The organism is Vibrio sp. MMG023, from assembly GCF_021654215.1.
GTDB lineage: Bacteria > Pseudomonadota > Gammaproteobacteria > Enterobacterales > Vibrionaceae > Vibrio > Vibrio jasicida.
Genome location: NZ_JAKFZP010000010.1, coordinates 84087 through 97989 on the forward strand (window position 1 = coordinate 84087; position 13903 = coordinate 97989).

Here is a 13903-nt window from a genome sequence, read left to right on the forward strand (position 1 = left end):
ATACATAGAGCAAAAACGATGGATAAAATAGAAGTTCGCGGTGCCCGCACCCATAACCTCAAAGACATCAACCTTACGATCCCCCGCGATAAACTGACTGTTATCACTGGTTTAAGTGGTTCTGGTAAATCTTCTCTCGCTTTCGATACCTTGTATGCGGAAGGCCAGAGACGTTACGTTGAGTCATTATCTGCTTACGCCCGTCAGTTTTTATCTCTTATGGAAAAGCCAGATGTCGATCATATCGAAGGCTTGTCTCCAGCTATCTCCATCGAGCAAAAATCGACGTCACACAACCCTCGCTCAACCGTCGGTACCATTACGGAAGTCTACGACTATCTGCGCCTGCTTTACGCTCGTGTTGGTGAACCTCGCTGCCCGACTCATCATACGCCGCTTGCCGCTCAAACCGTCAGCCAAATGGTCGACAAGGTTTTAGAGCTGCCAGAGGGCAGTAAAATGATGCTCCTTGCTCCTATCGTAAAAGAGCGAAAGGGTGAGCATGTTAAAACGTTAGAGAACCTCGCAGCACAGGGGTTTATTCGTGCACGCATCGACGGTGAAACTTGTGATCTTTCCGATCCACCGCCACTAGAGCTACATAAAAAACACACGATTGAGGTGGTTGTAGATCGCTTTAAAGTGCGTCCAGATTTGCAGCAACGTTTGGCAGAATCATTCGAAACCACATTAGAGCTTTCTGGTGGTATCGCAGTTGTTGCGCCAATGGATGGCGACGGTGAGGAAGTAATTTTCTCAGCAAACTTTGCCTGCCCACTTTGTGGTTACAGTATGCAAGAGCTTGAGCCTCGTTTGTTCTCATTCAACAACCCAGCTGGTGCTTGTGGCACTTGTGATGGTTTAGGTGTACAGCAATATTTCGATCCTAGTCGAGTGATTCAAGATGACTCACTCAGCTTAGCGCAAGGGGCAATTCGAGGTTGGGATCAGAAAAATTACTACTACTTCCAAATGCTAACAGCCTTGGCGGATCATTATGGCTTTGACCTTCACGTTCCGTTTAACTCCTTACCGAAGAAGACCCAAGACATTATTCTTAAAGGTTCTGGGCGTACCGAGGTTGAGTTCAAGTACATTAACGATCGTGGTGATATTCGCGTTAAACGCCATCCATTCGAAGGAATCCTAAACACCCTTGAGCGTCGTTATCGCGATACCGAATCAAACTCAGTACGCGAAGAGCTTGCAAAATACATCTCAACCAAATCTTGCTCAAGCTGTGGTGGCACTCGTTTACGCCTTGAAGCTCGCAATGTTTTTATTGCCGATACAACATTGCCAGAGATCGTTGAACTCAGCATTGCGGATGCATTGGATTTCTTCCATACACTGAAGCTAGAAGGTCAACGCGCTCAAATCGCTGAAAAAGTGATGAAAGAAATCAATGACCGTCTGCAGTTCTTGGTTAACGTTGGTTTGAACTATCTAAACTTGTCACGCAGTGCAGAAACCCTCTCAGGTGGTGAGGCGCAACGTATTCGTCTAGCGAGCCAAATTGGTGCTGGTTTAGTGGGGGTAATGTACGTTCTGGATGAGCCATCAATAGGCCTCCACCAGCGCGATAATGAACGCCTATTGAAGACCTTGACCCATCTACGAGATTTAGGCAATACGGTATTAGTTGTTGAACACGATGAAGATGCTATTCGTTGTGCTGACCACGTAATAGATATTGGTCCCGGCGCAGGAGTGCACGGCGGTAACGTGGTCGCGGAAGGTACGATGGAAGACATCATCGCTAACCCGAACTCACTAACGGGTCAGTACTTAAGTGGCGCAAAAGAGATTGCGATCCCAACAAAGCGCACACCACGAGATCCAAAGAAAACGGTTGAGTTACTGGGCGCTACTGGTAATAACCTTAAGAATGTCGACCTTTCGATTCCAGTTGGTTTGTTTAGCTGTATTACGGGCGTATCAGGCTCAGGTAAGTCGACTCTGATCAACGATACCTTCTTTAAGATTGCTCATACTCAATTGAACGGTGCAACAACGGCGCACCCTTCACCTTATAAATCGGTCAAAGGTTTGGAGCATTTCGATAAAGTTATCGATATCGACCAGAGCCCAATAGGTCGAACGCCACGTTCAAACCCAGCGACTTACACGGGTATCTTTACCCCGATTCGTGAGTTGTTTGCAGGCACACAAGAATCGCGCTCTCGTGGCTACAAGCCGGGCCGTTTTAGCTTTAACGTGCGTGGCGGTCGCTGTGAAGCATGTCAGGGTGATGGTGTAATCAAAGTAGAAATGCACTTCCTACCTGACGTCTACGTTCCTTGTGACGTATGTAAGGGTAAGCGCTACAACCGTGAAACACTTGAAGTGCGTTACAAAGGCAAGACCATTGATGAAGTACTGGAAATGACGGTAGAAGATGCACGTACCTTCTTCGATCCTGTCCCAGCCATTGCTCGTAAACTGCAAACGCTAATGGATGTAGGTTTGTCTTACATTCGCTTAGGTCAGGCAGCAACCACGCTCTCTGGTGGTGAAGCACAACGTGTGAAACTAGCACGAGAACTCTCTAAGCGTGACACGGGTAAGACCTTGTACATTCTGGATGAGCCAACAACGGGCCTGCACTTCCACGACATTCAACAATTGCTGACCGTTTTACACCGCCTGCGTGACCACGGAAATACAGTCGTAGTTATTGAACATAACCTTGATGTCATTAAGACAGCAGACTGGATTATCGACTTAGGACCAGAAGGCGGCCAAGGTGGTGGTGAGATAATTGCACAAGGAACACCAGAAGATGTGTCTCAGATCGAAGGTTCACACACAGCTCGCTTCCTTAAGCCTATGTTGAAGTAGAAAAAACAGGTAAAGTACAAAGACCAGCCATTGCTGGTCTTTTTTCATTCAAAACAACACAATAACTATGGCTACTATACACGTCAGTGGAACCAAGCTTTCTCCAAGTAAAGTGCAAGTTCCTCTTAATCGCAAGTTCCTCATCGCGCTAGCAGCACTCTTTTTGCTGGCGATGCACTTTTTTATGCCAAATCCGGGCGGCTCAGGGCTCGCATTGTCTTTTAACGCAACCACGTGGATGGCGTTCAGCTTTGCGCTCGGGATCGGCTGCTACCAACTTGCGACCAACCGTGTATTACGCTATTCCAAATTAACGATTGGTCTGTTGATTAGCTGCATCATCATGACATTGCCTATCTTTTATCCAAATGCGGATAGCGCACTGGCAGCGAATAAATTAATTGGCCTGTGGTGCGGCATGCTGTTTTTTATTGTGTTGCAGCAATTCCATTTCAGTAACAAACATCGCCAACGTTTACTGTGGTTTATCGTTCTTGCGGCTGTGATAGAGGCTCTATTTGGCCTCACTCAATACCTTTACCTCAAGCCAGGTAACGTATTTGGGTACGACACTGTTGCTAATCGTCCTTATGGTATATTCCAACAGCCCAATGTCATGGCGAGTTTTCTTGCGACAGGCTTAGTGATAGCAAGTTATCTGCTTGTCCGTCAACCTTATAAATACTCGCGTAAGCTTAGCGATATCTATCTGCTTTATGCTGTGCCAGTACTTACCCTGCCGCTGATTGTCGCATTGGCATCTCGAACAGGGTGGCTTGCTTCTATCATCGCGATCCTATTAGTCATTCCGTACATGTACCGCTTCGCAACTAAAGCTAGGTTCGTACGTTGGGTAGTTGCAATGGCAACAGGTTTGGCTTTATCTATTGTGATCATGCAGATCGCTTTTCCTGATGGTAGCGGATTAGCCAGTGAAAAAGTGAACATGGAATCTCCGAGAGCTTACACCTTCCCACAAACGCTCGATATGGTGATTGAAAAACCATTTACTGGTTACGGTTATGGTAAATTTGAATCGGAATACATGCTCTATACGGCTCGCCAACACGCTCTAAATGAGAGTTACCCTGCGGGTTTACCATCGATGGATCACCCACATAATGAACTCTTATATTGGTCTGTAGAAGGCGGATTGTTACCAATCTTGGGGATTTTCCTCGCGATGGCGTTAGTGCTACACCGAATCTATCAGGCCAAACGAGGGACACGTCTAGCCTTACTCGCCCTCTTCATCCCTATCATCCTCCATTCACAGCTAGAGTATCCGTTTTACCACTCGCTGGTGCATTGGATCATCTTCATAATCCTACTGTACTGGGTTGACCAGCGAGTCTCTCGCTACCGTCAGGCACCTTTTAGCCGAGTGACTAAGAGTTTACTTCGTGTTTGCAGCTTAGTAATTCCAGTCGTATTCAGCTTTTATATGGTGAGTGCTCTGCATACCAACTACGTATTAACTAAGTTTGAGACCACGCGCCCAACCAATCCGGACATCCTGAATCAGGTGACAAACCCTGTAGTTTGGAAAGATCGTTTCGACTGGGATGTATACAGTACTTTCTTGAATATTGGATTGTACAAGCAAGATCCAACCTTGATTCAGCCTTACATTGATTGGTCTTTGGAGATAATTAAAGATAAGCCCCGTCCAGCGTTCTACAACAACCTAATCCTTGCATATCAAGGACTGGATGATACGAGCAAGGCAGAACAAATCCGTGCAGAGGCACAATTCTTGTTTCCTAAGGTTGATTTCAGTGGCGTCAATTATCAACCGCCTTCTCAAGCCGTATCAGCTTCACCAACGCCAACTTCTGGTGCTGATCAATAAACATAAAAAAGCGAAGGGATGACCTTCGCTTTTCTTTATCTCGTTGTCGAATCATTTTACTCAGTCAGCGATTCTTCTAAAGCACGCAAACACAAAGCAACATTTTCAGGTCGAGCACCATAGCCCATCAAACCAATTCGCCATGCTTTGCCAGCAAGCGCTCCCAAGCCCGCACCAATCTCAAGGTTGTAGGTTTCAAGCAGATGATGACGCACTTTAGCTTCATCAATGCCCTCTGGAACATAAATCGCGTTGAGTTGTGGTAAGCGGTACTCTTCTTCTACCACAAAGTCAAAACCCAACTTCTGTAATCCTGCTTTTAGCTTCTCATGCATCAATTGATGGCGTGCCCACGCATTTTCTAAGCCTTCGTTCTTCAGGATAAGTAGTGCCTCATGAAGTGCATATAAGCTGTTCACTGGTGCTGTATGGTGATAGCTGCGTTTGCCCTCTCCACTCCAGTAACCTAATACTAAGCTTTGATCCAAGAACCAGCTTTGAACCGGTGTCTTTCTGGCTTGAATCTTCTCTATGGCAGCAGGAGAAAGCGTCACAGGTGATAACCCCGGTACACACGACAAACACTTCTGACTTCCTGAGTACACAGCATCCAACTGCCACTCATCAACCTTAAGAGGCACACCACCGAGTGATGTCACCGCATCCACAATCGATAATAAACCGTATTGTTTGGCTAGCTTACTCAGCGTTTGAGCATCACTTACTGCCCCTGTCGATGTTTCTGCATGAACAAAAGCAAGGATCTTCGCATCAGGGTTCTGCTTTAACGCTTCTGCAACTTTATTAACCGATACTGGCGTGCCCCACTCATCATCCACAACAACTGCTTCACCACCAGCACGGACTACGTTTTCACGCATGCGCTCACCGAAAACACCATTGCGACAGACGATAACTTTGTCACCCTTTTCAATCAGGTTGACGAAACACGTTTCCATACCCGCACTGCCCGGAGCAGAAACGGCGATGGTGAATTCGTTCTCAGTTTGGAAGGCGTATTTGAGCAGTTGTTTTAGCTCATCCATCATCGCAATAAAAAGCGGGTCTAGATGGCCAACCGTTGGGCGGCTCAAGGCTTGCAAAACTTGAGGTGAAATATCAGATGGACCAGGTCCCATCAGAATACGATGTGGGGGAATAAAGCTTTGGATCGGCATGTCAGCTCCTTGATTGCAGTCATTCATCCTGAGCGTTATAAAAATTCTATTTAAAAGGTTGGCTCAGGTATCGAACTTTTCACCCTAATAGATTTTTTCTCTATCGGCAATTAGCCCTAAGTATAGAGGTCAAACCACTGTCACAAATTCGTTAATAAAAACTTTCATTCTGGTTGGAGATATTGGTTGACATTGTGACAACAAAACCGTTCAATGTTTGAGCTTTATGCAGAAGAGGAGCACTGCCCAGGCAGGTGATTTGTGGAGCCGCAATTCCAATACCAATCACTCAGGGGGAGTAGTGCCGAGGTAAGTCAAAGTTGCAGGATTTGGCTTATCGGTTGACTTGGGTTGAGTCCCATCAACTGTCATCAGCTCAGTCTGATGAAGGGCTTCTGAGGGTAAATTTTCAAATTACATTCTAAATACCTCTCTATTTGCTCTGTTCCTTTCCTCACCAAAACATTGGATGTATTGGCAACCAATTGATGTTGTTATTTTTTAGGAAGTCGTGGGAGAACGCAGTGAGCGCATTTAACGTAGCGAAATTCGGTGGAACCAGTGTTGCCAACTTTGAGGCAATGAGCCGTTGTGCCACCATTATAGAAAACAATCCAAATACCCGCCTTGTCGTGAGTAGTGCTTGTTCTGGCGTGACCAACCTTTTGGTCGAACTAGCAAACGGTGTTCAGGACCAAGAGCATCGCGCTAAAGTGCTGCAAAAATTAGCCTATATTCATGAATCAATTTTATCTCGATTAGAAGATGCGACTAAAGCGGCTGCCGAGGTTTATGAGATTCTAGATACAGTCACAAGCCTTGCAGAAGCGGCCTCTATTCAAGCAAGCACCAAACTGACCGACCATTTAGTGGCATGTGGCGAGCTGATGTCGACTCATATTCTTGCTCAGTTAATGCGTGAAAGAGGCATCAACGCCGCTCGTTTTGATATTCGAGATATTTTAAAAACAGATGGCAACTTTGGCCGCGCAGAACCACAACTAGCAAGTATTTCAATGCTAGCGCAAGAACAGCTGGTTCCTCTTTGCCAAAAACATGTCGTCATTACACAGGGCTTTATTGGCTCAGATGAAGAAGGCAACACCACGACATTGGGTCGCGGTGGTAGTGACTACAGCGCAGCTTTGATTGCTGAAGGTGTTAAAGCCGCGGGCTTAGAGATCTGGACTGACGTTCCGGGCATTTACACTACCGACCCACGAATAGCCCCCAAAGCGTCACCAATTCCTGAGATCAGCTTTAGCGAAGCATCAGAGATGGCAAACTTCGGTGCGAAGATCCTTCACCCTTCTACTCTGGTACCAGCACTCCGTCACGATATTCCGGTCTTCGTTGGCTCTTCTAAAGAGCCAGAAAAAGGTGGTACGTGGATTCGACACCAAGTAGAGAGCTCACCGCTATTCCGAGCCCTTGCTCTTCGTTGCAATCAAACTATGGTCACTCTGCGCAGCGTGAACATGTTCCATGCTTACGGATTCTTAGCGAAAGTGTTCGAGATCCTGGCTAAACACAAGATCTCAGTAGACTTGATCACCACATCTGAAATCAGTGTGTCACTCACTCTCGATCAAACAGACACATCAGGTGGTGCTCCGCAGCTACCACAGGCAGTACGCGAAGAGCTCGAAGAATTGTGTACAGTAGAAGTTGAGCACGACCTCTGTTTAGTCGCTCTGATTGGTAACAACATGAGCGAGAGCAAAGGCTATGCTAAGCAAGTCTTCGGAACACTAGAGGACTTCAACTTACGTATGATTTGTTACGGTGCAAGCCCACATAACTTATGTTTCCTTGTTCATGAGTCTGTATCACGACAAGCTATTCAGAAACTGCACACAGAGCTATTCGAGCAATAATCGCTACTAAATACTATGGACAAATAAAACAAAGGGCTGCACGTAGCAGCCCTTTTCTTTTGCGTGTGGATCGATTTAACCGTTAATATTTGGACCGAGCCACTTTTCAGCCTCGATCCTATCCCAGCCCTTGCGATCAGCGTAACTTAGCATCTGATCCTCTTGGATCTGAGCGATCGCAAAATAACGTGAGTCTGGATGGGAGAAGTACCACCCAGAAACAGAGGCTCCTGGATACATCGCATAGCTCGAGGTCAAAGACATACCAATATTCTCTTCAACATTCATCAATTCCCAAAGAGGTCCTTTCTCGGTATGTTCAGGGCATGCTGGATAACCTGGAGCAGGTCGAATACCTTGGTACTTTTCACGAATCAGGTCTTCATTAGAGAGTGCTTCTTCTACCGCGTAGCCCCAAATTTCTTTACGTACTCGTTCATGCAGACACTCAGCAAATGCTTCTGCCAGACGATCCGCAACCGCTTGAATCATAATAGCGTTGTAATCATCACCTTGTGCTTTGTATTCATCTGCGAGTTCACGCTCACCGATTCCACCAGTCACTGCAAATGCGCCAATCCAATCTTTTTTACCCGACTCTTTCGGAGCAACATAATCAGAAAGGCAATAGTTGAACCCTTTTGGTTTCTCGGTCTGCTGACGTAAATTGAGCAAAACTTTCGCTACTTCGGTACGTGATTCATCTGTGTAGACTTCGATATCATCGCCAACACTCGCCGCGGGGAACAAACCACACATACCACGAGCCTTAAGCAATCCTTCACGTTCAACTCGATCCAGCAAATCATTTGCATCTTTAAACAAACGCTTCGCCTCTTCGCCAACCTCTGAGTGTTTAAAAATGGTCGGGTACTTACCAACGAGAGACCACGTCATAAAGAAAGGCGTCCAATCGATATACTGACGCAATGTCGCAATATCGAAGTCGTCAAAAACATGGATACCTGGCTTAACGGGTGCTGGCGGTGTGTAAACGTCCCAATCAATAGCAACCTTATTGGCACGAGCTTCTTCTAAAGTGACCGGCTTGGTTCTTGGCTTTTTGCGGTTGTGTTGATCACGGACACGAACATAATCCTCATCCAGCTTCTCCACAAACGCAGGACGAAGTTCATCAGACAACAATGATGTACATACTCCAACCGCCCGCGAAGCATTATTCACATACACCACTGGGTTCTTGTAGTTTTGTTCAATCTTAACCGCAGTATGCGCTTTTGACGTCGTTGCACCGCCAATCAAGAGTGGCAAATCAAAATCAAGACGCTCCATCTCTTTTGCTACGTGAACCATTTCATCAAGAGAAGGGGTGATAAGGCCTGATAAACCAATAATGTCGACATTCTCTTCTTTCGCTACTTTGAGGATCTTTTCGCACGGTACCATGACACCAAGGTCAATGATTTCGTAGTTGTTACACTGCAAAACTACACCAACGATATTCTTGCCGATATCGTGAACGTCACCTTTCACCGTCGCGAGCAAGATTTTGCCATTCGATGAGCCCGCTTGCTTTTCTTTGTTAATGAAAGGCTCAAGGTGGGCAACCGCTTGTTTCATTACACGAGCAGACTTAACAACTTGCGGAAGGAACATCTTACCTTCCCCAAACAAGTCACCAACCACGTTCATGCCATCCATGAGAGGGCCTTCAATCACTTCTAATGGCTTGGAGGCATTTAAACGAGCCTCTTCTGTGTCTTCGACAATAAACTCAGTAATGCCTTTTACCAGCGCATGTTCTAAACGTTTTTCTACTGGCCAAGTACGCCACTCTAAAGCAGAAGCATCTTCTTCTTTGCCAACACCCTTTCCTGCGTATTCGGCGGCGATATCAAGTAGTCGCTCAGTTGAATCATCACGACGGTTGAGAACCACATCTTCTACCGCTTCACGCAACTTGTCAGGAACGTTATCGTAGATTTCTAGCTGACCCGCGTTAACGATACCCATGTCCATGCCATTTTTAAAACAGTGGTACAGGAATACCGCATGAATCGCTTCACGAACATAGTTATTACCGCGGAATGAGAAGGAAACGTTAGAGACACCACCAGAGATCATCGCATGAGGTAAGTCGCGTTTGATATCAGCCACCGCTTCGATGAAGTCCACTGCGTAATTGTTGTGTTCTTCAATACCCGTCGCGACAGCAAAAATGTTTGGATCAAAGATAATGTCTTCTGGCGGGAAGCCAACTTCGTCAACAAGGATTCGATACGCATTGGTACAAATTTCAAGTTTACGTTCTCGTGTTTCCGCCTGACCAAGTTCATCAAATGCCATCACAATAACGGCCGCACCATAACGACGGATCAACTTCGCTTGTTCAACAAACTTCTCCTTCCCTTCTTTCAAAGAGATAGAGTTAACAATGCCTTTGCCTTGAATACACTTCAAGCCAGCTTCGATAACCTCCCACTTAGAAGAGTCAACCATGATTGGTACTTTTGATATCTCTGGCTCAGATGCACATAGATTAAGGAAGCGAACCATACAGGCTTCAGCATCCAACATACCTTCATCCATGTTGATATCGATAATCTGAGCCCCGTTCTCTACTTGTTGACGAGCTACTTCAAGAGCTTCATCGTAGAGCTCTTCTTTGATCAGGCGTTTAAAACGAGCAGAGCCAGTTACGTTCGTGCGCTCACCCACGTTGATAAACAAGGTTTCTTTTTCAATAGTTAGTGGCTCAAGACCTGACAAGCGGCAAGCAACGGTAAGATCAGGTAACTCTCGAGGCTTCACCCCCTCAACTGCCATTGCCATGTGACGGATGTGTTCTGGTGTCGTACCACAACAACCACCAATTAAATTTAAGAAACCACTCTCTGCCCACTCTTTAACATGTTCAGCCATATCTTCAGGTGAAAGGTCATATTCACCAAATGCGTTCGGCAAACCCGCATTTGGATGAGTAGAGAGAAAGGATTCAGATATACGTGATAACTCTTCTACATACGGTCGCAATTCGTCAGGCCCAAGTGCACAGTTCAAACCGAACGAAAGAGGATTCACATGGCGTAACGAATTATAGAAAGCTTCGGTTGTTTGCCCAGATAGTGTTCGTCCAGACGCGTCCGTAATCGTGCCTGAAATCATAACTGGAAGTTTAAATCCTAGCTCTTCAAAGACGGAATCAACTGCAAAAGCACAAGCTTTGGCATTCAACGTATCAAAGATCGTCTCGATCAGAATAAGGTCAGAACCACCTTTAATTAAGGCGTGAGTTGACTCGGAATAAGCTTCAACTAGCTCATCAAACGAAACATTACGATAACCTGGGTCATTTACGTCAGGAGAGATAGAACAAGTACGGTTGGTTGGGCCAAGTACACCGGCAACATAACGCGGACGGTCAGGAGTCTTTGCCGTCCATTCATCAGCGGCTTCACGGGCCAGCTTAGCAGCCGCGAAGTTAATCTCTTCACTGAGACCTTCCATATCATAATCCGCCATCGCGATGGTCGTGGCGTTGAAGGTATTGGTCTCTAAAATATCAGCACCTGCTTCTAAATAAGCAGTGTGTATCTCTTTTATCAATTGAGGCTGACTAAGCACCAACAAATCGTTGTTGCCTTTTAGATCGCAATGCCAATCGGCAAAGCGCTCTCCTCGATAATCTTGCTCTTCAAGTTTGTAACCCTGAATCATGGTGCCCATACCACCATCGATCAGAAGAATACGTTGCTTTAACTGAGCTTCAATCTGTTGTCTTACATTACTTCCCACAGTACAGCCTCATTCCTTTTGTTATTTCTCCATCCTATCACACAAGCAACAGGAGTCTAGACGTCTAAAATAGGAATTGTAATTATTTTGTATTGTCTCGAGTTACAAAATAATCACGAAAAAATGTTTGCTATTTAGACAACATCGGCCGAGAATTCCATTCATAAAATGTTACAAATAGAGAGCTCTATGTCGGTCTATCATACTTTATGTTTTCTATCCGCGGCAGCAATGGTTATCGCCTTTGTAAACAGCAAGATAGGAAAGATGCAAACGACCATCGCCATTACCGCTGGTTCGATGATCCTTTCACTTCTCATTCTAATCGCAGGTCAAAACGATTGGTTTCATCTTACTGAGATTGCCACAGAAACCGTCACCAGCATAAATTTCGAAGATTTTCTTCTGAAAGGCATACTAGGCTTCCTGCTTTTTGCCGGTGGTTTAGGTATCAAACTTCCCAACCTTAAAGATCAAAAGTGGGAAATTACGGTACTCGCTTTAGGTGCAACACTCTTCTCCACATTCTTCATTGGTTTTGTTCTTTACGGTTTTTGCCAAGTTATTGGTATTCAGTTTGACCTTGTTTACTGCTTACTGTTTGGCGCACTTATCTCTCCAACCGACCCGATTGCAGTTCTCGCTATTGTGAAGAAATTGGACGCTCCAAGACGCATTTCAACACAAATTGAAGGCGAGTCTCTGTTTAACGATGGTTTCGGTCTAGTTATCTTCGTCACTCTATTCACGATCGCATTTGGTACAGAAGCCCCGACGGTTGGTAGCGTAACCCTTCTATTCATCCAAGAAGCAATTGGCGGTATTGTTTACGGCTTCGTATTAGGGTTAATTTTCCACTACTTGATTAGTGCGACCGATGACCACTCCATGGAACTATTATTAACGATTGGCGTTCCTACAGCAGGTTATGCTCTAGCTGAATATCTCCATGTTTCAGGACCACTTGCAATGGTAGTCTCTGGCATCATGATTGGTAACTGGACTCGCTTTATCGGCTTCTCAAAAGAAAGTGAAGACCACCTAGACCATTTCTGGGAGTTGGTCGACGAATTCTTGAATGGTGTACTATTCCTTCTAATCGGTATGTCGATGTTGCTATTCGAATTCCATAAAGAAGACTGGATTATGATGGCGATATCTGTGCCACTAGTACTTGGTGCTCGCTACCTAAGTGTCTTTATTCCTTATATTGGCTTTAAACGCTACAGAAAGTACAACCCATGGTCCGTGAAGATTCTAACTTGGGGTGGATTACGTGGAGGTCTAGCTTTAGCAATGGCACTATCAATTCCATCAGGTATTTTAGTCATCCCAGAAAAACTGATTGATGTGAAAGAGATCATCATGGTGATGACCTACTCTGTTGTAGTTTTCTCGATCCTTATTCAAGGATCAACGATAACGCCAATGATTGAGAAAGCGAAGCAAGCAGAGAAAGAAATGGAAGCCGAAGCATCTGTTGCTAAGCATGAAACTAAAGTCTCTCAAGAATAAACTCTCTTATAATTGAAAAATTAGGCAGCCGATTGGCTGCCTTTTTTATGCCTGAACCAAGCAGCTATTAATAGAATAGACTGGCTGATTTCCCTCAAACATCGCCACGCTCTGATATCCTTCCAATATCAACAAACTCCAGTCAATACTAAAAACTCAAATTAAAACAATCCTCAAGATTCCTAGCTACACTAAGGTTGAATCGGTCGATGCTTAGTTTCAAGACTAAGTAAGATTTGGGCACAAAATACAACAGCTCGTTTACAGGCGGAATATGGCACAACATTGAACCCGATAGAGTAAGGCTATGAAAATATCATGTAGCAAACCAGAGCATTACGAACTACACCAATATTGCAGACGAGGTGTGATATGCATGGAGTTAACTCTTGGAAAGTGATGATGGAGTGACAAATATGTGCAAAAGATAATGAATTAACCTGACCAGTAATCTGACAGATTGGTATGGCACTAGCAGCCCACAACAAGCAACGAAGAAATTTGTGGATACAAGAATTGTTATTTCTAGCAAGCCTTTCAAATAAGTGACGGAGCGACTGGGCTTGCACTCAATTGGACTCGTTGGTTGTAGACTAAAGTAATATCGCAAATACGAAAAAGCCCCAGCATTTCTGCTGGGGCTTTTTGTCTGAATAAGTGGCGAATCGGCTAGGACGCCTAGCCCGGAGTTGCTGGCAGTTGGGCCTCATTCCCTGACAAGGGAAAACCTCTTTGCTTTTAAACGACAAAACCCAGTCCGAAGACTGGGTTTCTAAATAAGTGGCGGAGCGGCTGGGCTTGCACACAAGCGGGGCTCGTTGGTCGTAGACCAAAAAATAACATCGTAAATGTGAAAAGACCTCAGCATTTCTGCTGAGGTCTGG

General features: G+C 45.3%; 6 protein-coding genes and 1 riboswitch. Of the genes, 4 read left to right on the forward strand and 2 right to left on the reverse strand.

From position 1 onward, the window contains the following. The first annotated feature begins 18 nt into the window (after nt 1-18). A complete protein-coding gene (gene uvrA, locus L1076_RS24110; RefSeq protein ID WP_038864588.1) occupies nt 19-2841 on the forward strand; it encodes an excinuclease ABC subunit UvrA in 2823 nt (940 codons plus the stop codon). A gap of 67 nt (nt 2842-2908) precedes the next feature. Then, a complete protein-coding gene (locus tag L1076_RS24115; RefSeq protein ID WP_237304633.1) occupies nt 2909-4693 on the forward strand; it encodes a PglL family O-oligosaccharyltransferase in 1785 nt (594 codons plus the stop codon). Between the two features lie 56 nt (nt 4694-4749). Here the strand turns inward: L1076_RS24115 and L1076_RS24120 are convergent, their stop codons facing one another. Further along, nucleotides 4750-5871: an alanine--glyoxylate aminotransferase family protein gene (locus L1076_RS24120; protein WP_237304634.1), complete on the reverse strand. Its 1122-nt coding sequence runs from the start codon at nt 5869-5871 to the stop codon at nt 4750-4752. Nucleotides 5872-6095: 224 nt separating this feature from the next. Beyond that, nucleotides 6096-6274: riboswitch (Lysine riboswitch) on the forward strand. Between the two features lie 121 nt (nt 6275-6395). Between L1076_RS24120 and lysC the strand changes: the two genes are divergently transcribed. Further along, nucleotides 6396-7748 carry a lysine-sensitive aspartokinase 3 gene (gene lysC / locus L1076_RS24125; RefSeq protein WP_237304635.1) on the forward strand — a complete coding sequence of 451 codons (1353 nt, stop codon included), beginning with the start codon at nt 6396-6398 and terminating at the stop codon, nt 7746-7748. A gap of 75 nt (nt 7749-7823) precedes the next feature. Here lysC and metH read toward each other — a convergent pair whose 3' ends face one another. Further along, on the reverse strand, nt 7824-11504 hold the full coding sequence (gene metH, locus L1076_RS24130; RefSeq protein ID WP_237304636.1) for a methionine synthase: 3681 nt from the start codon (nt 11502-11504) through the stop codon (nt 7824-7826). A 189-nt stretch (nt 11505-11693) separates the two neighbouring features. Here metH and L1076_RS24135 point away from each other — a divergent pair, with 189 nt between their 5' ends. Next, complete coding sequence (locus L1076_RS24135; RefSeq protein ID WP_038879754.1) at nt 11694-13019, forward strand: sodium:proton antiporter; 1326 nt, start codon at nt 11694-11696, stop codon at nt 13017-13019. The last annotated feature ends 884 nt before the right edge of the window (nt 13020-13903 follow it).

Coding starts and splice junctions, on each gene's coding strand:
- uvrA (WP_038864588.1), top strand. CDS start 19: ATGGATAAAATAGAAGTTCGCGGTGCCCGCACCCATAACCTCAAAGAC.
- L1076_RS24115 (WP_237304633.1), top strand. CDS start 2,909: ATGGCTACTATACACGTCAGTGGAACCAAGCTTTCTCCAAGTAAAGTG.
- L1076_RS24120 (WP_237304634.1), bottom strand. CDS start 5,871: ATGCCGATCCAAAGCTTTATTCCCCCACATCGTATTCTGATGGGACCT.
- L1076_RS24135 (WP_038879754.1), top strand. CDS start 11,694: ATGTCGGTCTATCATACTTTATGTTTTCTATCCGCGGCAGCAATGGTT.